The organism is Pseudomonas sp. EA_15y_Pfl1_P101 (assembly GCF_963970835.1).
In the GTDB taxonomy this organism is placed as follows: Bacteria; Pseudomonadota; Gammaproteobacteria; order Pseudomonadales; family Pseudomonadaceae; genus Aquipseudomonas; species Aquipseudomonas tritici.
This window is the reverse complement of sequence record NZ_CAXAPA010000019.1, coordinates 1-23561: the sequence shown is the minus strand read 5'-3', so window position 1 is coordinate 23561 and position 23561 is coordinate 1. Positions and strand designations below refer to the sequence as shown.

Sequence of the window (23561 nt, the reverse complement as noted above, 5' to 3'; positions counted from 1 at the left end):
CTCCAGCGCGTTACATAGGAGAGACAGGGGGGGCCGGGAGCTACCGAACTTTTGTCATGAAAGCTTCATTTTGGATTGGGTGGGGGGCAATTCTTGGCGGGGGACATATCTGTTATTTGAGTAACGGCTGATAGGGGTTGCGCCCTTACGCTTTTGCTTTTGATCTGGGGCTAAGACCTTTTGGCTACTGTTGGGTCTTTGTTTCCAAAAGTGACCCGCTGTAAAAGCGGAGCCATAAGCCGCCATTACCGCAGAAACGGCTATGGACTCACCCACCAAGCCCTCCCTGCAAAGGCAGTTCATAAGACTTCTTGACCGTGCGCACCACCAACGTCGACGAATAAGTGCGAATCGGAATATCCCGATAAGTCTCCAGAAACCGATAGATATACTCCGTGTACTCCGTAGCATCCCGAAACTTGGCCACCATCACAAAATCAAACTCCCCGGTCATCAAGTAACAATCCTGAATCTCCGGGCGACTGGCGAGAATGTGCTGCATCCTGCGGTCAATATCCTTGCTGTCCCTGTCCAGCTTGATCAGGAAAAACGCCGTGACATGGATCCCCAGCTTGCGCTCATCCAGTACGGCGACTTTAGCCTTGATAACCCCCACGCTTTCCATGCGGCGAATCCGCCGGTAACAACTGGTGGACGACAGCCCCACGCTGTCACTCAACAACTCCAGGCTCTGGTCGCAATCCTGTTGCAACTTGCCCAGGATCTTCAAATCCATGGCGTCTGTCATCGGTTCCAAATCATCCTTGAAAAATGCAATGAATCCGTCGCAATGACGGGCTAATTTGCACAAATCCTGCGCAGTGGCTAGTTAACATCGATTCAGCTTAGCAGCCCCGCCAACACCTGGCCTGAGGGCGGCATGAGAGGGATCTTATGATAGTCGCGAAACCGACATGGACCGCTGATATCCAAGGACTTTTCAGCGCACCCTACTGGGTGCCCGCCGCCCAACGCGCCGCCGTGGCGGCCACCTGGGTGGGCTGCATGAATGCCTACGACGTATTCCTGGAAGACCCGGCGTCGGTCAAGGCCTGGTCGGAAACCATCTACCAGCACCTCGCCTCACGCAACATGCCACTGACCACCGACCAGCAGCAATTCTGGCCGATCGACGCCTTGGAAACCTTCCGGCTATGGGTCAACCAGGGGTGGCGGCTGAACAGCATTTCGCCGTTTGACCTGGCCGAGCGCATCCCGCCTCCGGCGTTGCCGCACCCGGTTAAACGCGTACGCCAGGACATCCGCGCCCTGAGCCCAGAGCAATTGAACCTGTACCGCGCCAAGCTGGATGACCTGATGCACATCGGCGACCCGGACAGCGGCTCGCCCTGGCAGCGTTACGCCTACATTCACACAAACTGGTGCCTGCATTACCAAGAGGCCTTCGCCCTGTGGCATCGCGCTTACTTGCTGTATCTGGAAGCGTTGATCGACTGCGCGATCCCGTATTGGGACTGGATGGCCGCAGACGCCAGTGTAGACGGCAGCCCACAAGCCGGCTTACCCCAGGCATTCCTTGATGAAACCTATGTGCACCCGCACACCAGCGAGGTGCGACGTAACCCGCTGCGCTATGCCGCGGCCAAGGATGGTTGTTCAAAGGTCTGCGCCACGGCACCCGTCGCGGGCTTGGAATGCCTGTACGTGCAACGCAACCCGTTGTTCTACACCCAGGGCGAGGCTTTTCGCGCCGAGCGGACCCAGCTGTATGGCATGAGCCGGATCTTCCAGCAGCAAGTGGTCGATGCGCTCGCGTTCACCACCTTCAGCCAGCCCCAAGGTGTGCCGGGTTATCCCTGGGCCAACATCACCGCCTTCAATCCGCCGCAACCCGACAACCTGTACCCCAACCGTGCGCTGAACTTCGACGGGCTCTACGAGCAACCCCACGACAACTATCACGGCTGGATCGGTGGCGACATGGCCGATAACGCCTATACCGCCTTTGACCCGGTGTTCTGCTCGTATCACGCCAATATCGACCGCATGCTCGAAGTCTGGATTCGCGCCAATCCGGCGGCGCAGTACACCACTCAGTGTCTGCTGCAGCCCTTCGCCGGGGCCCAGGCCGACGATGTGACCTTCACCAGCGCCGATGCCTGGCGCTACACCACGCTGGGAGACATGGCGCAGGACAGCCGGCACATCGGCTACGACTACGGCACCCCGGTGGCCCCGCAGTTCGGCGCAGCCAAAGCGACGGCTCCGGCCTGTTGCCAGGCGCAAGCGGCCGGCAGCGGGCCCTGGGTGGTGTTCGACCACGTGCGTTGCACCCACGACACGTACCTGATCGACGTCTTTCTCAATCAACCCGACGCCACGGCGCAGCACGCGAGTGCCGACAACCCGCATTACGTCGGGCGTTTCAGCCGCATCGGCATGGGCCTGGTGGACGACAAGGGCCGCTGCATCACCCAGGGCGTCTCCCGCGCACTGAATGCCGCGCGCGCCGTCAAGGCGCTGAACCTTGCCCCGACTGACGCGGCGCAGTTATCGCTGATCGTGACCCACCCCGATAGCGGCCAGGTGTTGACGCCCGAAGCGTACACGCCACTGCCTGGCTTTATCGCCCAACTGGTGTGGGACGACCCACGCCAATCCTCCGCCGGCCCCGCTCCGGGAACCGGTTGCTGCTCCACTTCCACCACTACCCCTGCTGGAGAACGCACATGAGCACGCCCTTCACCCAATTCACCTCCCCTGCCGAACAAGCGCCCAAGGACTACAACAAGCTGGGCCTGGAGGACCAGCTGTCGACCTTCGAAACCAATTGGAACAACAACGTCACCGGCTGGACCCAAATGTCGGTCATCGGCAACCCCTGGTCGAACCTCAATGACGCACCGCGTTCGGGCTACTACAACCCGCTGGAAAGCGGCTACGGCACGCAGACACCGCTGACCATTACCTGGCAGCCCTTCCCCAATCGACTGTGGACGTTTTTCTACAACAATGGCGCCGCCGTGGTTCCGCAACTGGGCGGCACGGCCATGACCCTGGACCAGGTGATGCAGTTGACCGATCACGGCCAGATCACCCTTAACAACACGCTTTATTCGCTGTACCCGGACCCGGCGGCAACCCAACTGCAGATCCCCAAAGTGTTGTGCAAGTCCATCAACTGGCACGGCCCCTATGCCGATTTTTCGCCCTCGGGTCCACGGGGCTGGCTGGATGAGTATTGCGAGTGGTCCATCACCCGCGACCCCGACGGCAACATGCGCAGCATCATGTTCACCAGCGAGAACCCGGCCTACTTCCTGACCATGTGGAACATCGACCCAAATGCCGTGCTGGGGCTGTACCAGGCGTACGTCGACCCGCAGGTGAAACTCGAAGACCTGTACCTGCGCTACACCGCCAACGGCCCGACCGGCAATGCCGGTGACCCGGTGATCGATGAAACCACCGGGCGGCCCGCCTATGACACCGTCAACAAATGGAACGCCGGCACCGTGCGTATACCGGGCGTCTCAGGCGGCGCGATGCACCTGACCTCCGGGCCCAACACCCTGAGTGCCGAGATCTACCTGGCGGCCGCGGCCACCATCCTGCGGCCGATCCAAAGCAGCGGCAACCAACAGAACCTGATCTGTTGCGCTCAATACGGGCAGAACTATCGCAACTCCGACCCGCATATCGGCTTTTCCGCCAACCAGGCCGCGGTTAAAAACCTGATCTCGTTGACCAATCCCATCGGCCTGTACCTGCAACAGCCGAAATCCTTCAGCACCTGGAAAGGCCCTCAAGGCCAGGATGTGAGCAGCTACTGGCGCGTCACCCGTGGCACTGCCGGCACCGGCCCGAACAACTCCGACCAGATCTTGCAGGCGGTGTTCGAGGTGCCGCACAGCGCGGGGTTCTCGATCAATGACATCACCATCAACGGCACGCCGATCGACTACGTGTGGGTGATTGCCAACGAATTGAATGTCGCCTTGAGCGTGACGCCAGCACCGTTGACCGCCACGCCCAAGGAATGCGACTGCGTGGCCGCCAATAACACCGATGCCCAACCCTGGCCCGTGCAGCTGCTGCCATTGGACCTGTTCTACGGCCAGTCACCCAGCGACTTGCCGGCCAGTTTTGCACCCGGCAGCTCAGCTCAGTTCGTGCTGGTGGTGCAAGGGGCAGACCCGAACACCACTGTGGCGGATGCGCGGGTGCAGTTTTCCAACCCGGGGATCAGCGCCCAGGTCACGCAGTTCTTGCCGGATGCCTCGGCGATTCCCGGGCAGACCGACAGTGGCGGCACGCAAGGCTACGTCATGACCGTCAACGTCAGCGGCAACACTGCGCCGGGGCTGGTCAGCGTGCGGGCGCTGAACCCCAGCGAAGCCGCCAACCCCAGCGCGGCCCAACACCCATGGGAAAGCGGCCTTGCGCTGGTGCCAGGCGCCTGACTGGTCCCTGCCGCCCATGCCTGGCGTGGGCGGCGCCCCTAAAAGCCTTGAGCAAGGAATGCGATCATGTACGGATGGCCTCGCCCGCTGTGTCGGGCTCGCTTGAATGTTTTCTCGTTACTGGCCGGCGCCCTGCTGTCACTGGTGGCGCCGCCACCGGCCAGCGCTTCGGACGCGCAGACCTGCGTCCAGCAACTGGTGTTCGACCCCGCAAGTGGGGGCTTCCTGCCGGTGAACAATTTCGGCACCGAGCAGGACTTTCTCAATTGTTTCGGCTGGCAACTGTTCATCGCCATGAACTGGCCGGTCAATCCCGGCTGGCCGGCCGACCCGACCCTGGCGGGCGAGCCAGACACGCAAAGCAGCGCTGCACAGTTCGGCGTGCCGCAAACGCCCGGCAAGCCGATGAGCAACGCGCCGGTGTGGGCCAGCTACAAGGACGCCAACGACATTTTCCTGCCCGGTGCACCCAAACCGACCGGCTGGGGCGTGGAAACCCTGGTGCCGTCCAATTGCACCGCCACCGGCAACCTGAAAGCGTTCTCCACCGGCGCGCGCAAATTCATTACCGCCACGTCGGAAAGCGCGATCAACCGCAAGCACCGCTTCCACCTGTCCAGCGGCACCCAGGTGACCCTGCCCGATTCGATCATGGAAGCCGCCGGCGGCTGGCTGACGGACCAGTCGGGCAACCTGGTGTTTTTCGAGCGCAAGGTCGGCAAGGCCGAGTTCGACTACATCGTCAATAACGGCTTGTACGACGCCGCCAATCAACTGATCGTGGCGCAGAACAGCGACAACCGACACCCCGCCGGCCTGTCGTTGCCTGCGGGCAAGCTGGTGCGTGAGCTGCCGGCCAAGGCGCTGCCCCAGGAAGAATTGGGCGCGCTGGAGCTCAAGGCGGCCTGGCGCATTCTCACCGACAAACCCGAGCTGTACGCACGCTACCTGACCACCGTCGCCTGGCTGCAACGCCCTGACACGCTGCAATGCACCCAGGAAGTCGTGGGTCTGGTGGGCCTGCATATCATCAACAAGACCCAGACCCAGCCGAACTTCATCTGGACCACGTTCGAGCAGGTCGACAATGTGCCTGACGGCGGCGCCACACCGCCGCAGGGCTACAGCTTCAACAACCCGGCCTGCACCGGTGATGCCTGCACACCCAACGTCGCCCGCGTGCAATGTGACGCCACCCACACGCCGCCCAACTGCACGCCATTTAACCAACCGGTACAGGCCACACGGGCCAATGCCACGCCTGAGGACATGCAAGCGTTAAACACGGCGGTGCAGCAGACCTTCGCCCAGCAGACCCAGGGACAATCAGTGTTCCAGTACTACAAACTGGTGAACGTGCTGTGGTCTAAAACGCCCAACGCACCTAACGATCCAGGCCCTGGGCCGAACGTGAAGACGCCGCTGTCCTATGGGCCGTTTGTCAGCGATCAAAGTGTTGCCGTCGCCAATACCACCCTGGAAACCTATGTGCAGACAGAGAACTGCAACGACTGCCACCAGTACGCGGCCATTGCCGGTGGTTCCAAATTGGCGTCGGACTTCTCCTTCCTGTTCAGCAGCGCCGACTCCGCGAAGAACACTCGCCTGATCAAACGCATCGAGGCGTTCAAGACCCTCAAGGATGATCATTAGGCGGGGGTTTCGGGCCTGCCCCTCAGTGGGAGGCCGGCCCCACAGCCGACCGAGAAACGCCCGAAAAAAAGGGGCGATCATTGATCGCCCCGAACGGTACATCGAGAGGTCCTTTCCTAAGCCTTACAAACTGATCTGCTTGCGCTCCTCATCCGTCAACCGCGCCCGCGCCTGTTCGCTCAGCGGCCCCGCGCCCAGCACCTGAACCGGGCTGTTGGGGTTGTAGGCAGAGTTTTTCTGCTGCGGTTCCGGTTCACGCGGCAACGGCTCGCTGCCCAGGCTCAATACTTCCACCGTCATGATCGAAGGCCGGCCCTGCTTGGCCGCCGCCTGCTGGCTGCGCGCCGCGTCTTCCGCCGCCTGCGATGCCGCTGCACCCGCCGCGCTGGCCGAGCTCATGGCTCCCGTGTTGACCGTGGCCGACACCGGCACCCCGGACGACTTGCCCTGGCTCTGGATATTCGCGGCGTTCACCACGCGCAACGCGGCGATGTTGACGTTGCCGGATACGCGAATCCCCGCCTCCCCTGCGTCGATGGTGCCCAACGGTGCGATCAGGTCGATGTCCCCCGCCGGCACTTCCGGAATCGGGTTCAAGGTCGCGATCCCCGCGCCCGTACTCGGCACCGACGGCGACAGGCCGACGTTGCCCCAGTTGTCATAGACACGCTTGGGCGGCGTGTACACCACAGTGGTCTTGGAGCCGCGACCGGCGTTGATGTCGCCCTCGCTGGTCCAGCCCATGATCGAACCACCAAAGGTGGTCATGATGCGGCTCTGACCGAGCAGAATGCTGCCCATGGAATAGAGCTGGATATCGCCGGCACCTTGGGTAATCACGCCCGCAGTCGACGGGGGCGCTGCGCCCTCGATGCCGAAGGTCTGGCTGCCGCCTGGCGTGAGCATCTGGATCGAGCCACCGAAGTTGGTGTGCACGCCCGAGCCGCCGAACAGTGTGATGTCGCCTTTGTAGGTAATCGGGTTGCCGGCCACGTCCTTGTCCGGGAACAGCGCCGCAATAGCGGCGCGGCCGCGCAGGTAGCTGCCTTGGCGCACGCTGCCGTCGGTGTTGTACTCGCGCCCTGCGGCCTTGAGTTCGGCAAAGTACAGGTCGCGGGCAAACACGCGTTGCTGCTCGGCGGGCAGCGCCGCGTAGTAGGCGCGTGCCTGCTCGGTATCGCCGACAAAACCGAAGCGCTCGGCGAGCCAGGTGACCAGCTCGTTTTCGTACGTCTTGGCGACCTTATTGCCTTGAATCGACTCGCCAGGCTGCGCCAGGTTGGCGGGGTTCAGGTACGCCTCGACGAAGCGCAGGTAATCCGGCCCATGGGGACCGACGCCCGCCTGCATGACGATGCTCGCCCCAGGACGGTTGTCCCCGGCCAACAGGGGCCCGAGGCTGGTCACGCTGGACTCGCCCAACGCCCCGAAACCGGTCAGGAGGATATTGCGCCCCGCCGACAGTTCCAGCAGGCCGGGCCCGGCGACCTGGAAGTTGCTGTACAGAATGTCGCGGCCGGCGGACACCACGGAGATGTCGTTGAGGTTGTTGTGAAGGATCAGGTTGTCCTGGGTGCGTATGTCCACAACAGCAGTCGACTCCTGACCGAAGCGGCGACCGCTGCTGACGATATCGCGTCCAGCCATCATCCAGACCGGTCCATTGCCCTCATACCAGGTCTGGCCTTCATGCAAGCTGCCCGCCGCTGCACTGAAGGCAATCACGCGGCCACTGCTGACGCCGACCAGATCCCCGTCTATCGCGTAAAAACGTGCGGGTTCAGCACTGCCACCGGGAGACAGCGTGGCCGTCCCCGGCCCGTACACAAACAACGGCTGGCTGCCCGAGTTACCGTTAACCGACAGGTTGCTGGCCTTCACCGTGTTACCGATGCGACCCTGATACGCCGGATGCCAAGGCGTTGCCAGAGTACTTTGCGCCGTCCCGGATTGGCTGACGGTCATGCCGCCGGCGTAGATCGAATCCTGGGCCAGGAACTGCAACTGGCCGTTTTCGCCGGGCGCCAACAGCAGTGGGTAACTGTAGTTGTCGTCGCCATTCACCTGCGTCTGCGCCGCTTTACCGTAATACAGACTGCCGCCGGCTGCCGTAGCCCTGACGATCGATGGATAGACCACCGCCAAATCGGCCGTCGCGTCGGATCGGCTGAAGGGCGTGAGGTTGCCGCCCAGGGAAAACAGGTCGATCGACGTACCCTTGGTCCACAGTGTGAACCAACTGGTACCGGTGCCCTGTTCAGCCCCTTGAGCGAAGGGGGACAGGTGGGAGAGTACGACTCGCCCCGGGTCTTCGACGTTCTGCACCACCAGGTCACCCAGGGTTTGCAGATTGAACGTAGCATCGCCCGGCACCAGGGTCATTCCGCCGCGAGCCGCCCCACGGGTCGCGACCAGTGGGTCGTAGGCACGGGTTTCGCCGGGGCTCTGGAAGTTGGCGCTACTGCCATACATCACGTCGACACTGCCCACGGTAGCACTGCGTAATTGCACGTCACCTCGCAGGTTGACCAGTACACCATCACGATGGTCAGCGGTGTCGGCAACGCTGGCCGGGTTCAGTGCCCCACCGATGCGCACGCGCAGGTCGCCGCCACCGGTCAGTTGCAGGCTGCCATCGCTGGCGACCCGGCCCGTGCTGCCCACAGCCAGCACCAAGCCCTGGCTATGCGGGTTAGCCTCGACATGACTGGTGCTGTAGCCCAGTGTGTTCAACACGCCGGCATCACCGCTGACGTTGACATCCACGTTCCCGCCGCCAAGGGCACCGAAGCCGGTAAAGCCGAGCATCTTGTCCGCCGCCGTCGTTGCGGTGTAGCTGCCGAAATTGATCCACCAGGCCGTCGGCTGAGCTTGCCCGCCCGTCGCCACATCGCTACTGCCCTGGCGCCATAACCAATTGCCGACGGCAGCGGAGTCCACCCCGGCATCCTTGGGGTTGGGGCGCGTGGGGCTCAACGCGGTGAGGCTGGTGATATGACCGGTCAGGTCCCCTCCGACATTCAGCGTCAGGTTGCCCCCTGCCTCCGGGTACCAGGCCCGATACCGGCTGGTCGGCGAGCCATTGACGAACTGTTCAAAGAAGCTGCCGGGGTCGCTCAGCACCGTTTTACTGGACGGGTCAGCGCCTGTCGGCGTCGCCTTGGGCAGGTTGTAAGGGTCGCCGGCAAAGGTGCCGGTCGACGAGGTGCCGGCCGTGTAGACGCCGTACAACGAATCCATGCTCAGGCTGCCCGCACTCAACAATTCCAGGTCGCCGGTGCCAGTGCGGATGACGCTGAATCGCGTGCTGGAAGGGGTGGCGGCGTATTCCTTGTCCGCCTTCAACAGGCAGAACTCAGGCGCACTGCCACACACCTCAGCCACAGTCGGGTATTCAATGCTCTGGAAAAACGCATCGGTCATCTCGGTATTGACGACCACAGTGATGCCTTGACTTGCCAACTGATCAACAGCGTACTGGGTGAATACATAGGTGACCTTGGGCTTACAGTACTCCGGCGATGCGGCACAGAAGTCCTCGATTGAACCCAGCCCGAAGCCATCGAGTACCGCCTGATCAATCGGTTCGCCCTCCTTGACGACCACACCGGCAAAGCCCATATCAATGACTGCCTGGGCGGTCCAGGTTTGCACGCCTTTTGCCGGAATTTCCTTGGCAAACATGCCGTAGTGGTTATCCGCCAAGTGGATGTCACCACTGCGCGGGTGGGCTTGCAGGATACGGCTGTCAGCCGCCTCGGTGTCGGCGCCCGCCACCAGGCGCAACGACCACGATTGAGTGCCTTCGGCCAGCATCGGCGAGATCGCCCACACCTGGCCGGCGGCGCCGGAAACCCCGACGCGCAGTTGCACCGACGTCGCCCCGTTGGGCAGTTTCACATCGGTGCCTGCGGGGATCAGTCCGCCCTTCGGCAAGGCTTTGGTGCCGCTGAGCAAGACGATGTTATTGCTCAGCGTTGCGCCGTGCACGGTGGGCAGCGGCACGCCTTTGGGCCAGATCATGGCTTGCAGGCGCGTGCCCTCCGTCAACAACGTGCCGGCCCCCAGTTGTGTGCCCGCCACCAGGGTTTGCGCCTGGCTGAGCAAGGTGCCGGCGGCAAACAGCAGGTTACCGCCGGCATCGCGCACATCCGCCGTCAACACGCTGCCGGCGGGCAGCACCAGGTCCTGGTCCAAGGTCGCGGCCACCGGCAAGCGCGTGTCGGCAGCCACCGTCAAGCCTTTGATCGGCAAGTCGTAGTTAAGCGTGGCGCCCGCCGGGAAGGCAGTGCCGTCGGCCAAGGTCACGCCATTGCCCGGCACCACGATAGTCCCACCACTGAAATCGACACCCGGCAACAGCACCCAGCCTTTGTCATCCTCGGACACTGGCGGCTTGGCGAAACCGTCGTTGATGCTGCCGTAGATATTCAGGTCGCCGCCGGCACGCAGGGTCAGGCTGCCGGACTCGCCGCTGCCATACACCGCGTTGTTCTTCTGGCTGTTGGGGTTGAGGCTGGCATAGCGGTAGCCGGACAGGTCCAGATCGCCTTGCACCACCAGGTCGCCGTCCGGGGTGTTGCTGACGATTTCCACGCCTGGGCGCAGGTGGAAGGCATCGGCATACGTGGCGTTGTTCAACCCGGCGAGTTTGTTTTGCAACAGATCGTTATTGAGCAGCGCGGCATTGATAAAAGCCTCGCTCAAGGCGTGCTTGCCATCCAGGTAGCCCTGGGTGATCTCCTGATACGGTCTGCCGCTGGCGGTCGGGTCGGTTTTCTCCGGGGCATCGTCGTAGGTGGCCATGCCGTTGAGGGTAATCGAGCGCGCGCCCTGGATAGTCAGGCGCCCGCTGGCATCGATATTGATGTCATTGCTGCTGCCGTCCGGGTTGAACAACCGTGGCGCGTTCAGCTCCAGGGTGCCGCGATTGCGCCCATCGTTGCCGGCCGTGCCGTCGGTGCCGTGGCGCAGGTCGATGCGCACGCCATCGGCCAGGGTCAGTTGGCCGGTGCCGGAACCCAATACCACCATGGCGCGGTTCGGCGCGTCGATGATCTTGCCGTAACTGTCCACGCGCAGCTTGCTGCCATGGGCGTCGAGCACTGCCGTGCTGTCCAGGGTCAGGCCATTTTTGCCGGCCAGGTTGATGCTGCCGACCCGCTCACCGCTGGCGTCCACCAGGCCATTGACGCGCAGGCTGCCATTGTCCACCGACACGCTGATGGTGCCGGCCTTGAGCCCGTTGCCGATGGTCAGGTCACCCTGCTTGAGCTGAAAGCTGCGCGCGCCGAACACTTCGCCCTGGTTGAGGCGCTGGTTGAGGTCGGCGAACTGTTGGTCGAGGGCGCCGCTGCTGCCCAGGCGTTGCGCCTGGATTTCCACGGTGCCGGCCTGGTACGGCATTGAAGTGCCGCCGGCCAGGTAGCGGCCGCTGCTGCTGCCGAGGATTTTGCCTTGCAGGTCGACGATGCCCCCGGCCGCGTCTGTTGCCACGGCGCGCAGTTTGCCGGCCTGGTTGTTCTTCGCGGACAGGTCGATGGTCGAACCCGCCGCCTGCAGGATATTGCCGCTGCGGCTGTCCAACAGCACATCGCCGCCCCAACCGTATTGGGTCACGTCGTTGAAGGGAATGGCGCGACCGGCCACGTCGATCAACGCGTCATCGGTCAACACCACATCACCACGGGCGCTGAGGCTGACTTTGCCGCTGGGCAACACCACCGCACTGGCCAGCCGAATGCTGTCGCCCTGCAGGGACAGTTCGGCACCCTGGCCGCTGGCCGTGCCACGCGGGCCGGCGGACGCGCCGATGTCGATCGCACCGCCCGCCTTGATCACGTTCACCGAGCCGGCTTCACCGGTCATCAGTGGCGTGCGGATAGTCAGGTTGCCGCCGCTGTACTGAAAGCCGCTGATCGGGTCATAGGCGCCCTGGCTCTGGTACACCGACAGGCTGCCCTTATGGTTGGCCGTGATGCGCTCGCTGGCGTTCAGACTGACGTTGGCAAAGCCCAGCGCCAGGCGGTCGAAGCTTTTCACGTTGCTCGGCTGGCCAAAGGCGCCATAACCGAACTCGATCCGCTCGGCGTTGACCTCCAGGCGCCCGCTGCCGGTGCCCGCTCCCCCCGCCACCACCGCGCCCGGCGCCGTGATCGCGCCCAGCCAGATCAGGTTGGCGGTGTGGATCGTCGCCACGTCGTTGGCGCCACCGGCGCCGTACAGGGCCGGGGTGGACAGCATCAGGTTGCTCAGCAGCGATTTGCCGGTGAGCGGGTCATAGGTGTCAAGTACCGCATTGCCGTAGAAATTGAACCCGTCGCGGGCCGAGAGCTGCAGGGTTTCCAAGGCCGGTGCGCCGAACTGCGTATCGCCGCGCAGCAATTGATCAAGCAGCGCCTGGCTGAGCGTCAGCCCAGCCGGCAAGCGATTGGCCGCCGCCGCTGCGGCCAGGGCGTCCGCGCTGCCCAGGTTGATGGTGTTCACGCCCAGGTTCAAATGACGGGTGCCGTAACGCACCTGGTCGCCGAGCTGAAAGGTGCTGTCGGTCAGGGCCACGATGCTACCGTTGGAGTACAGCCCGGTCTGGCCACTGCACACACCACTGCTGCAGGCACCGATGTTGATGCCCTGGCTGATCACGCTGCCCACCTTGGGCGCACTGATCACATTGAGCAGGCCATTGGACACCGCCAGCATGTTGGCCACCTGGTAGATATAGCCGTCGCGGGCATCGTAGCTGGCATTACCGCGCCCCAGGGTATTGATGGAAGCACCCTGCTCCACGACGATCGAGCCGGTGTCACTCACCAGGAACACTTCCGGTGCAGCCAGGGTTGCGCCATTGCGCAAGATCACGTTGCTATTGGCGCGATTGACCCCGCCCGCCAGGGAAATGAAGTTCCCGGACTGGCCGTACGCCACAGCCGTCATCCCACCCACCATCAGCCGCGAAGCACCCAACGCATTCAGGCTATCGGCGTTAAAGGTGATGCCAGCGAACCCGGCGGTTGCTGCCTGCCCGGCGCCGACCACTTCGATCCCTTGCATACTCCGGTCGATCACGGCCACCGTGCCGCCATACCCTCCCGATGCGGCGCCAAAGCGCCCAATACCTTGGAACGAGAAGGCCTCGGCGCCGCCTCCCGGACGCAGGGCCAGCTTCAAGGTTTTCGCGTCGGCCTCCAGCATCGGCCGTGGCACACCCAACCTCGCCGCATCGACCCTGGCGAACTGGGCGTAACTGGTTTCGTTGTATTGTGAGTAGCGCCGCAAGGTGTCGGCCGAGGTCAGGATCAATTGGCTGGCTACGCTGTTGCTGATCCCGGTATGGGCGATCGACAGCTGCCCGGCAGTGGCCCACGAGCCGTTGCGCATCAAGGTGGTTGCGGTGCCGCTGCCCAATCCGGCCAGGCCATTGATCTCGACGCGGAACGCGCCTGGCATCAACGCGTAGGTCGACGGCATCAGCGTGTAGGTACCCGCCGGCAACCCCGGCACACCGGCGCCGATGGTGACTTGCTGGCCGACCAACGGCGTTACGGCCCCGCCCTCTGCTGCGACCGGCGCGGCGCCCGGCTGTATCCCCGGCACAATGGCATAGATCGGGTTGGTGGACAGTCCCGGCAGCACGAACCCGCCAGTGGCGCCAAATTGCACCAACGGGCTGTAGCGCGCATCCGTGGAACCACCGCGCCCGGACACAAAGCCGGCACCCAACAAATCGCCTCCGCCGGACAAGTCCAGGGTGGCGTCCGGCAACACGCTGATCGACTTGCCCCCCAGAATGACCCCGACACTCAGGTCAGTTTCACGTGGGGCCACACCTCCCTGACCGATAAATTTCACAGTCTTGCCGTTGTACTTATAGACCTGGCCGTCCAGCGTTCCGCCATAGGGCAGCACCAGGCCCTTGCCACTCACCGAGGTCAGGCTGCCAGGCAGCAGTTGCACCACGCTGCTGCCCATGCTGCCGATATCGATCAACCCCAGGGGTGCGCGCACCACGCCACCCTGGCGCACCGTCGCCGCGCCCAGTTGCAGCCGGCCAAACGCCGAATACGGGACAGGCGCATCGGCGTTGCCCACGCGGCCGATGGTCAGCGTACGCAACGGATCGAAATCCAGGTCAAGGGAAGTGGTGGTCGACTGCCCACGGTAACCGGCGATGACGCGAGCACTGACTTCAGTGGCCGGGTACAGCTGCGCGGCGCGCAAGGTCATATCGCCCTGGGTCAGCAACTGCGTGCTGACACCGGTAATGATGTCGTTCTCGGCCGCACCGGCGAGAAAACGCAGGTCGCCCTGGCTGGTCAGGTTGACCTGATCGAACCCGCGACGCTCAAGGCTGGCCTGGCTGTTGTCCGCCCTGAACAGGTGGCTACGGTTACCAAAGATGACATTGCCGCGTACCTCAATCAGGCTGCCGGATGCATTGAATTGTGCCTCGGTGGCCCGCTGGGACGGGGCCGGCAGCACCGGTATCGGTCGCACATACAAATCCTTGCCCGTCTCTTCAGGCGCGAGGAAACCCGCCAACAGCAGGTGCGGCGCCGCAAGGTTGATGCGCGAGTTGCCCGCTGCGTTATCGCTGAGGCCGTAGCCACGGCTGTACAGGCGCAGGCTCTGGCCCATGTTCAAGGTTACGTCGCCATCAAAGCTCAACAGGCCGTTGCTCAACAGCGCCAGGTTATCGAAACCGCCCGCACTGACTTGGTCAACGCCCAACCGAGCATGCCCGTACTCCAGGCTGGCGGCAGCGTCTTCAGCAGTGCCGGCCAGCGTCGTCGGCTGACTTGTCTGCCCAAGCACCAGTTCACGTACTTTGAGGACGCGGTCGGTGACGGACGCTTTCTGGTAATACGGGGTGTCCAACGCCAGGTTGAGACTGCCGCCTGCCGCACCGGCACCACCGGCCCTGGCGACAAAACTACCGTCCAGGTACAGGCCATTATTCGACGCCAGCGTAATACTGCCGCCATTGCTGGCCGCTTGCACGGCGCCCTGCCCCGGCACGTTTATGAGGGCTTGGGTGCCGGAGGCCTCCAGGCGCGCGCCGTTACGCACCACCACGAACAAGTCACTGGCCTTGGCCAGGCCAGTGTTCAAGTCGAAGGTGCCGCCAATATTGATGCTGCCGCCGTCACGCACCAAGCCATAGGTGCGCCCACGGTAGTCCACCGCCGTCGCTGCGCGTGCCGCGACGTCGATCACCGCCTGCTCGCCAACCCAGATTGAGCGGCCATGGCCGATGGCGTTCACCGCTTCCGAGGCACCCGTCGTCAAGCCGCCCAGGCCCACACTGCCGCCCCAGGCATTGAGCGTGCCGTCCATCGTCAATTGCCCGACGCTGCGCAGGTTGATCGCTTGGCCGGGATCCACGTTGATCACTGCGCCCTGACCCACGGTGAGCGCCGTGGTCGCCAGTTGCGCGGCGGTGGCATTGACATGGCCGGCGGTAAGGCTCAAGCCCGCGCCCCGGCGTTGGGTCAGCACGCCTTTGGCAGCGTCTTCCTGATACAACGGCGGCGTCCAGCGCTCCAGTACGCTGGCAGGATCGCTACCGGTGGGCGTACCCGAGGCTTGGGCACCTAACCGGTAAACCGGCAGGCTGACGTCCACCTGCGTACCGTCCGTGACGATCAGCCCTTCATTGCCGGTGATGTCGTAGGCCGAGAAGCCCTTTTTGAAGAAATCACCCGCCAGTTTCAGGGTGTCGCTGCCAAGCGCATTGGCACTTTCACCGATCTGCACCTTATGCGCCTGCAACGCCAGGGTGCCGCCGCCGTTGACGCCATAGCCGCGAATATCACCCTCCAGGGCCAGGGCACCGAGCGCGCCCAGGGTTACGTTCCCGCCCTTGCCGCCAGTGAGCTTGCCATCCACGCCAAGGGTGGCCCCGGAAGACGTATCCACGACACTGCCGGCGGCCAGGTTCACGTTGCTGGAACTGCGCACCGACACCTTGCCACCGTTCACGTACGCCACACCCGCGCTGGCGGTCGGGTCCAGCGCCAGGTTGTTCCAGCGGCCGCTGGTGTCCAGCTTGACGCCGGCGACGACGTTCACACTCGAACCACCGGCCAGGATCGTATCCGCCACCTCACCGGCCTTGAGCCGATCGACCTGGCTGAGAATGTTGCCGGCGTTGATACTGCCGCCGTGGGCCGTGAGGTTGGCATTAATCTGCACACCCGACCCGAACACGGTGATATCGCCACCGTCCGCCACACTGAGCGCGCCATTGACGGTCACCTGTTGCTTGGCAGCGACCTTGACCGCGCCCAACTGGTAGCCATTGAGCTGATCGCTGTCTAGCAGGATCTTGCCCTGGCGATCAAGCGGCAGCACGCTGCCGAGGTCCAGGCCGTCGGCGATTGCCTGGGTGTTGCTGTCGATCAGCACTTGGTCGGAGGTACCACTGAGGGCATAACGCAGCGTGCCGGTGGTTTTGTTGTAGATCGGAATGTATTGGCCAATGATCAGTTGCGCACGCTGGGCCCTGGCTTTCTGGGATTGCTGGTAACCGTCGAGGTTGATGTTCGGTGCCTGGGTCTGGCGATCCCCCTGGAACACGTCACTGATCACCTGGCCTTCCAGCACTGCGCTGGCGGTGCCGATGACCAGCTTGCCGGCATCGCGGCCCACGGTGTAACCGGCTTCGTAGCGACGCTGGGGAGCGATCAGCGGGTTGTAGTAATACTCGGTCTGGCCCCAGCGCGCGCTGTTGTCTTCATAGCCCTTGTAGAACCCGGAATAGAGAATGTCCCCCGGCGCTTTCGACAATTCATACAAGCGGCCATTCGGGCCCTTGAGCCAGGTCTGCTGAATGTAACCGGCCTGCACATCCACGGTACCGCCCGACAGGTTGATCTGCGCGCCCTGTTGGGTCACCACCTCCTTGCCGGTAAAGGTCACAGTGCCGCCTTGGGCCATCCACTCGCCCACCGAGTGGCCCTGGGTGCCCAGGTAGCCGCCTACTTCCAGCAAGCCGCCGGCGGTGTACCAACGGTCGGTGGCGTAGCCGTTGGTGCCGGCCGGTACAAACACCAACTCGCGCAGGTCGACCCACACGTCATTGTTGATCAGTTGCCCGCCGTCGCGGTTGACCGGCGCATCGCGCTGCTCGTTGCCCTGTACGTTGATCTTGATGTTGTTGGCTTCCATCGCCACCTTGACGCCGATGGCACCCGACACATCGATCATCGCGCCATCGCGCACCAGGCTGCGCTGCCCGGCGCTGACCGCGACCTGGCCGCCGGTGGCCAACGTGATCGAGCCCTTTTGGAAGTCCACAGTGCCGCCGCTGACAATCTCGATACGCGACTGGTCGGTGCGGTCAACCACCGCACTGAGGTTGTTGAACTGCCCGGTGATCAGGTTGGCGGGCGTACCGTCGAGCTTGATCAGGCCATTGTCTTTCTGGCTGTTGAGGGCCGTGCTGCCACTGGCGTCGAGCAGGATCGCGGTGGTGCTGCCCTCACCCAGGGTCACGCTGCCGGTGGTGTCGCTGGCGGCGTTGAGCAGGTGAATCGTGCCGCGCGTGTCCACTGAGGTGCTGGCCAGGGCCACGCCATTTTGCTGCACCTGGTGGCCGGTCAGGGTGATGTCGCCAGTGGAGGCCATGATCAGGCCGCTGTTGGTGACTTTGCCAGAGGTGCTGCCAGCCTTGAGGCTGGTCGCCACTTCATTGCCACGGGTGGTGGAACGGTCGTTGCCCGCCGTGCCGACGCCTTTGCGAATGTAAAAGCTGTCGCCAGCCGCCAGGGTGGTCTGGCCCTTGGCAGTGATGATGGTCCCGGCGTTTTCCACCTCGCTGCCCAGCAACAAGGCATAGCCGCCTGAGTCCGTGGAGGTCGCGGCAGTGTGCGTCTGGATCAGCGCGCCGCGCTGTACTTCCACCTTGCCCGCCGCATCGGTGAACGTGGGTTGGGTGCCATTGGTGTCGACATACAGGCCGCGCTGGGTGAACTGGTCATCCGTGATGGTCGCGGCGGCCGCCACCAGGTTACGCACATTGACCTGGCTGGTGCCGCTGAAGACCACACCGTTACGGTTCATGATCATCACGGTGCCGGCGCCGTTGATCTGGCCCTGAATTTCGCTGGGGCGCGCATTGGGGTCATTGACGCGGTTGAGCACGGCCCAGTTGGACTGCTGCTGAAAATCGACAGTGGTATTGCGCCCGACGTTGAAGGTTTCCCAGTTGAGGATCGCCTTGTCAGCGGTCTGCTCGATGGTCACCGTGGTCTTGCCGCCGGATTGGCTCTGGGTGGGCCCCTTGGCGTTGGTCCAGCCCTGGGTCAGGCTGTTATCGACCTGCAGGCCGCCCTTGCCCAAGCCATCGGGGATATTCGAGACCTGGCCGAACGCCGCCTGGCGCCCCGCCGCTTGCGCCGCCTGCTGGGCCGCAATCGCCGCGACACTGGTGTTCAATGTGCTGATGGAACGCGCCAACTGCTGCTTGACCTGCGCCTGCTGGTTCAGCGAAGGAATCCCCGGGACTTGGCCGGCACCGGTGCGCGCTGCCGTGCTTGCCTGAGACGCGCCCTTGTCGGCAAACCAGCCGGAACTGAACGCCGTGGCCGCCTGGGCATTACCGGCCACCATCAACAAGGCAATGGCCTGGGCCAAAGGCTTGAGGCGCAGGACTGTCACGGGGGCTTTGAGGTTAACCGGTGATTTGCAGCGAACCATCTGGAATCTTCCTTCTTTGTTATCGCACTGGGGCCAAGACAGGCTCACGTATGAGGGTTAGGCGGTTGGCGAGGCGCGGGACTGAACTTCTGTCATGGAAAGTTCACGCAGGGCTGTTAACGAAAAAAAATCAGCAACGGCACAGGCCGTTGCTGATCGGTGTTGCGGGTCGTTGAAGCGTGGGTTACAGCGGACGACCGATGGCGTTGCAGACGCTGGTGTTGCCGATGCCTTGAGCGTTGGAAGCGGTGGCGAAGGTGTCACGCACGGCTTTTTTCCAGTTGGCTGGCAGCGGTACGAAGCGGTTGTTGCTGATCGCGGTGTCGTTGTTACCGAAAGCACCGTAGTGACGGGCGAAGAAGCCGCGCACTTGGGTGGTCTGGGTGGCGTCGGCGTAGCACTGGCTGAAGATCAGGTTAGTGAAGCCCAGGATCGGGTAGCCGCTGGATGGGTAAGCGAAGGTGGCTGGGCCGCTTGCAGTGGCAGCAAACACCGGTACCCAGTTGTCCGGGTTGGTAGCGTCGATGAACGAGCCATCCGCGCGGGCTTCGGTTGGCGCTGGAATCAGGCCGATCGCAGTCGACACGTTGGCAGGCGCAGGGGAAACACCGCCAACCTTGGCCACTTTGGTAGCGTCATCCAGACCGGCCAGGGTGGTCGCCGCGTAATCCGGGCTCATGTAGGTGATACGGCCTTCTACGGCGTTCAGTGCATCCATCACGCCCTGGCTGCCAGTGGCGGCCACAGCCGTCGATGGCAGACCACCGCCGTAGCTGGAGGAGAAAGTGGTAGTCACTGCGAAAGGCAAGGCTTCGGTGCATTTGGCATTCAGGAAGCGCGTGAACAGCTCAGTGGTGCCGCTGGACTCGCTGCGATACACCAGGGCAATCGGGCCAGTGCGGCCAGAGTTGGTGATCTCGTTCCAGGTGGTCAAACGACCGGAGAACACGCCACACAGTTGGTTAACGCTCAGGTTGACGGCGTTGGTGCCGGCCTTGTTGAACGGAATGGCAACCGAAGTGGCCACCGAAGGCACCTGGATCAGCTTGCCCCAGGTAGGTTGCTTGGTGGAAGCATAGGTCGACAGTTCAGTCGCGCTCAGCTTCGAATCGCTACCCGCCCAGTGCACGTTCTTGTTAGTCACGCCAGCCACGAACTTGGTGTAGTCATTGTTCAGGAAAGCCGACTTGCCGTTGCCGCTGCCCACGCCGATGTACGGAGCGAAGCCAGTGGTGAGTACGCCAGCGGTTTGATACAGCGGCTGTGGCAGAGTCGCGCCGCCGCCGTTGATGTCAGCGAATGCAGCCTGTGCAGAGCACAGTGCAGCGAGGGTCATGGATACCGCGAGAACGTTGCGCTTAAACATGAAGAAGCTCCTTTCGTCGTGTTTGTACGTTGGGTAGATGGCTCTTGCATGACGCCATGGCTTCGGTCCCAAGCCATGTTGCGGGGGTGGCCAGGGGTGAAAACCATGGAGAGAAAGTCGCAGTTTCCGATGACGGTTATGGGAAAAAACCTCGGGAGGAACGCCTTGATTTTAAAAAGATTCTCGGGTGTTTTGGTCATGGTTTTGAGCGGTTTCGGGGTAGGTGACAGCGAGGTTTCAGTACGGGGTTGCTGGAGGCGGTGTGGCGTGTGTCGAGGGGGGGTGGGATGTGACGGAATGAGGAACCCGAGGTTGGGCGTGGCGGCCAGGATGTCGGCAAACCAACTGAATGGGTGCAGTTCATTTGCTTCGGGTTTCGTCAGTCAGGTGACCAGCTGGTTGATCTCGATGATCGGCAACAGGACCGCCATGACGATCACCAGCACCACGGCGCCCATCACCACGATCATCAGCGGTTCCAGCAACGCGGTCATGCCCATGGCGCGGCGCTCGATATCCCGCGACAGGGTCTGCGCCGCGCGCTCGAGCATCGGCGGCAGCGAGCCGGTTTTTTCGCCGCTGGCGATCAGGTGGATCAGCACCGGCGGGAACACCTTTTCCACCGCCAGCGCCGGGGCCAAGTTGACGCCTTCGCGCACTTTGGCGGTGGCGTCGTTGACGCACTGGCTCAGGCGGTCATTGGACAGGGTCTGCCGCGCCGCCTCCAAGGCCCGTAGCAACGGCACGCCGGCACCGCCGAGAATCGCCAGGGTCGAGGCAAACCGCGCGGTGTTCAGGCCCAGCACAAAACGCCCGATCAGCGGCAGGCGCAAGACGCGGCTATGCCAATTCAAACGCGCCACCGGGTTGCGTAAATACAGGCGCCAACTCCAAAAACCGCCGACGATCCCGGCGAAACACAGCCAACCCCAGGCACGGATAAAGTCACTGGCGTTGAGCATCGCCAGGGTCAGCCCCGGCAAGTCCTGGCGCGCCTGGGAAAACGCACTGACCACCTGCGGCACCACGTAGCTCAGCAAAAAAATCACGATGCCTATGGACACCAACCCCACCACGCCAGGGTAGATGAACGCAGTGAGGATCTTGCCGCGCAGGTTGTTGCGCTCCTCGATGTAGTCGGCGAGGCGCTCCATCACCTGGGCCAGGTCGCCGGACTCCTCCCCCGCCGCGATCAACGCGCGGTAGATCGACGGAAAATCCCGTGGCCGCGCCGCCAACGCCTCCGCCAGGCGCATGCCGCCACGCACATCGGCGCGCACACCGGCGAGGGTCTGGGCGATGTGTTTTTTCTCGGCCTGCTCCACCGTGGCGCTCAACGCCGCCTCCAACGGCAGACTGGCGCCCAGCAGGCTCGCCAGTTGCCGCGTGGCCCAGGCCAAATCATTGTCTGAGAGTTTGGCAGTGAACAGGCTGCTGCCTGTCGCCGCTGGCTGGCCGCCTTCGATCTGCACCCGCAACGCGGTCAAACCGCGGCCTCGCAAATTGGCAAAGGCCGCGCTCTGGCTGTCGGCCTCCACATGCCCGGCCTCGACTTTGCCGCTGGCATCGGCAGCTTCGTAGCGATAGCGATTCATCAGGCGTCCCGTGTCACGCGCAGGATTTCTTCGGGCGCGGTGGCGCCGCTGCGCACCCAACGTTCGCCGTCTTCCCGCATGCTGAACATCCCGGCACGGCGCGCAGCCAGGCGCAGGTCCTGTTCGTTGGCGCCCTGGTGGATCAGGCTGCGTACATCGTCATCGACGCAAAACAATTCATGGATACCGGTACGGCCGCTGTAGCCGATCTGGTTGCACTGTGCGCAGCCCACCGGACGCCACGTGCCGGGCGCAGCCGGGCCTTCCTGCTTGCAATGCGGGCACAGACGGCGCACCAGTCGCTGGGCCAAAACGCCCAACAAGGACGACGCCAACAAGAACGGCTCCACGCCCATGTCGATTAAGCGATTGACCGCCGACACCGCGTCGTTGGTGTGCAAGGTGGCGAGCACCAAGTGGCCGGTAAGCGAAGCCTGCACGGCGATTTGTGCGGTTTCCAAGTCACGGATTTCGCCGATCATGATGATGTCCGGGTCCTGACGCAGAATCGCGCGCAAGGCCAGGCCAAAGGTCATGTCGATCTTGGCGTTAACCTGGATCTGGCTGATGCCCGGCAAGTCATATTCCACCGGATCCTCCACGGTCAGGATATTGCTGGTGCTCGCATCCAGCCGCGCCAGCGCAGCGTACAGGCTGGTGGTCTTGCCACTGCCGGTAGGCCCGGTGACCAGCACGATGCCGTGGGGCTGACGGATCAATGTGTCCAGGCGGGCGAGCAATTGTGGCTCCATGCCCAGGGTTTCCAACTGCAAACGCCCGGCCTGTTTGTCCAACAGCCGCATCACCACCCGCTCGCCATGGCCGGTGGGCACCGTCGACACCCGAATATCAATCGGCCGCCCCGCCACACGCAGCGCGATGCGGCCATCCTGGGGCAGGCGTTTCTCGGCGATATCGAGCTGAGCCATGATCTTGATCCGCGACACCAGCGCGCCATGCAACGCCTTGCGAGGCGACACCACATCACGCAGGGTGCCGTCGACGCGGTAGCGCACCACGGAATGGGTCTCGTAAGGTTCGATATGAATATCACTGGCCTCGTCGCGCGCGGCCTGGGTGAGCAAGGCGTTGATCATGCGAATCACAGGCGCGCCGTCCTGTGTGTCGAGCAGGTCGGTGATTTCGGGCATGTCTTGCATCAGGCGGTCGAGGTCGACCTCGTTTTCGGCGGCACCCACCACGGCGGCGGCGCTGCCGGTGTCGGCGTAGGCACTGGTGAGCAGGCCGTCGAGTTCGTCGTCGCGCACCTGTTCGAGGTGGGCCTGGCCGAACTGGCGGTGGACTTCGCTGATGGACCAGCCGGGGGTTGAGGGGCACACCGTCAGTAGCATGCCTTGCTCGCCGGGGCGCAGGAGAATGCGCTGGGATTTGGCCCAGGCGTAAGGGAGCAGGCTCATTGGGGTAGCCCCTTTTTTGCGTGTACATATCCATTATTTGGGTAACGGCTGATTAGGGTTCCGCCCTTACGGTGGCTCACTTTGGAAAAGCCCAAAAGTAAGCAAAGGGCTCTTACCCCAACACTCGGCACCTCGCCTAGGCTCGGTGTGCCCGTAATCCGACAGGGATTTGGGGGGCCGCCTAAGATCAAAATCAAGAGCAAAAGCGAAAGCACAGCGGCCTGACAGCCGGCTTGAGTGGTGGAGATCAAAAGCATTTTTTGTGCACCGCAAATTACTTTTCTGTGGGAGGCCCCACTACATCTTCGACGTAGCGCTGTCGCGCATCAAACTGGTTCATCGTAAGGTTATAGAACGCGTGCGGGGCAAAGGCCGTAGCCAGCACTGGTGTGTCAGCACCCGAGTGGGA

The 23561-nt window shown here is 63.2% G+C and carries 8 protein-coding genes; 3 read left to right on the top strand and 5 right to left on the bottom strand.

The window, feature by feature from the left end:
• Positions 1–268: 268 nt before the first annotated feature.
• Positions 269–736 (bottom strand): Lrp/AsnC family transcriptional regulator, encoded by a 468-nt coding sequence (locus tag AACY36_RS24610; protein ID WP_339419775.1) that lies wholly within the window; start codon positions 734–736, stop codon positions 269–271.
• Positions 737–894: 158 nt separating this feature from the next.
• Here AACY36_RS24610 and AACY36_RS24605 point away from each other — a divergent pair, with 158 nt between their 5' ends.
• From AACY36_RS24605 to AACY36_RS24595, 3 genes are all read left to right on the top strand, one after another.
• Positions 895–2694, top strand: a complete 1800-nt coding sequence (locus tag AACY36_RS24605) for a tyrosinase family protein (RefSeq protein ID WP_339419774.1) — start codon at positions 895–897, stop codon at positions 2692–2694.
• Positions 2691–4424, top strand: coding sequence for a hypothetical protein (locus AACY36_RS24600; protein ID WP_339497672.1), 1734 nt, complete (start codon positions 2691–2693; stop codon positions 4422–4424). Before AACY36_RS24605 ends, AACY36_RS24600 begins: the two co-directional genes overlap by 4 nt.
• 66 nt (positions 4425–4490) lie before the next feature.
• Positions 4491–6077 carry a hypothetical protein gene (locus AACY36_RS24595; RefSeq protein WP_339419772.1) on the top strand — a complete coding sequence of 529 codons (1587 nt, stop codon included), beginning with the start codon at positions 4491–4493 and terminating at the stop codon, positions 6075–6077.
• A gap of 123 nt (positions 6078–6200) precedes the next feature.
• Here AACY36_RS24595 and AACY36_RS24590 read toward each other — a convergent pair whose 3' ends face one another.
• From AACY36_RS24590 to gspE, 4 genes are all read right to left on the bottom strand, one after another.
• Positions 6201–18773 carry a filamentous hemagglutinin family protein gene (locus AACY36_RS24590; protein WP_339497670.1) on the bottom strand — a complete coding sequence of 4191 codons (12573 nt, stop codon included), beginning with the start codon at positions 18771–18773 and terminating at the stop codon, positions 6201–6203.
• Between the two features lie 184 nt (positions 18774–18957).
• Entirely contained in the window at positions 18958–20139 is a 1182-nt protein-coding gene (locus AACY36_RS24585; protein WP_339419770.1) for a substrate-binding domain-containing protein, read from the bottom strand.
• A gap of 383 nt (positions 20140–20522) precedes the next feature.
• Positions 20523–21734, bottom strand: a complete 1212-nt coding sequence (gene gspF / locus AACY36_RS24580; protein ID WP_339436518.1) for a type II secretion system inner membrane protein GspF — start codon at positions 21732–21734, stop codon at positions 20523–20525.
• A complete protein-coding gene (gene gspE / locus AACY36_RS24575; RefSeq protein ID WP_339497669.1) occupies positions 21734–23152 on the bottom strand; it encodes a type II secretion system ATPase GspE in 1419 nt (472 codons plus the stop codon). The genes gspF and gspE overlap by 1 nt, the downstream gene beginning before the upstream one ends.
• Positions 23153–23561: the final 409 nt, after the last annotated feature.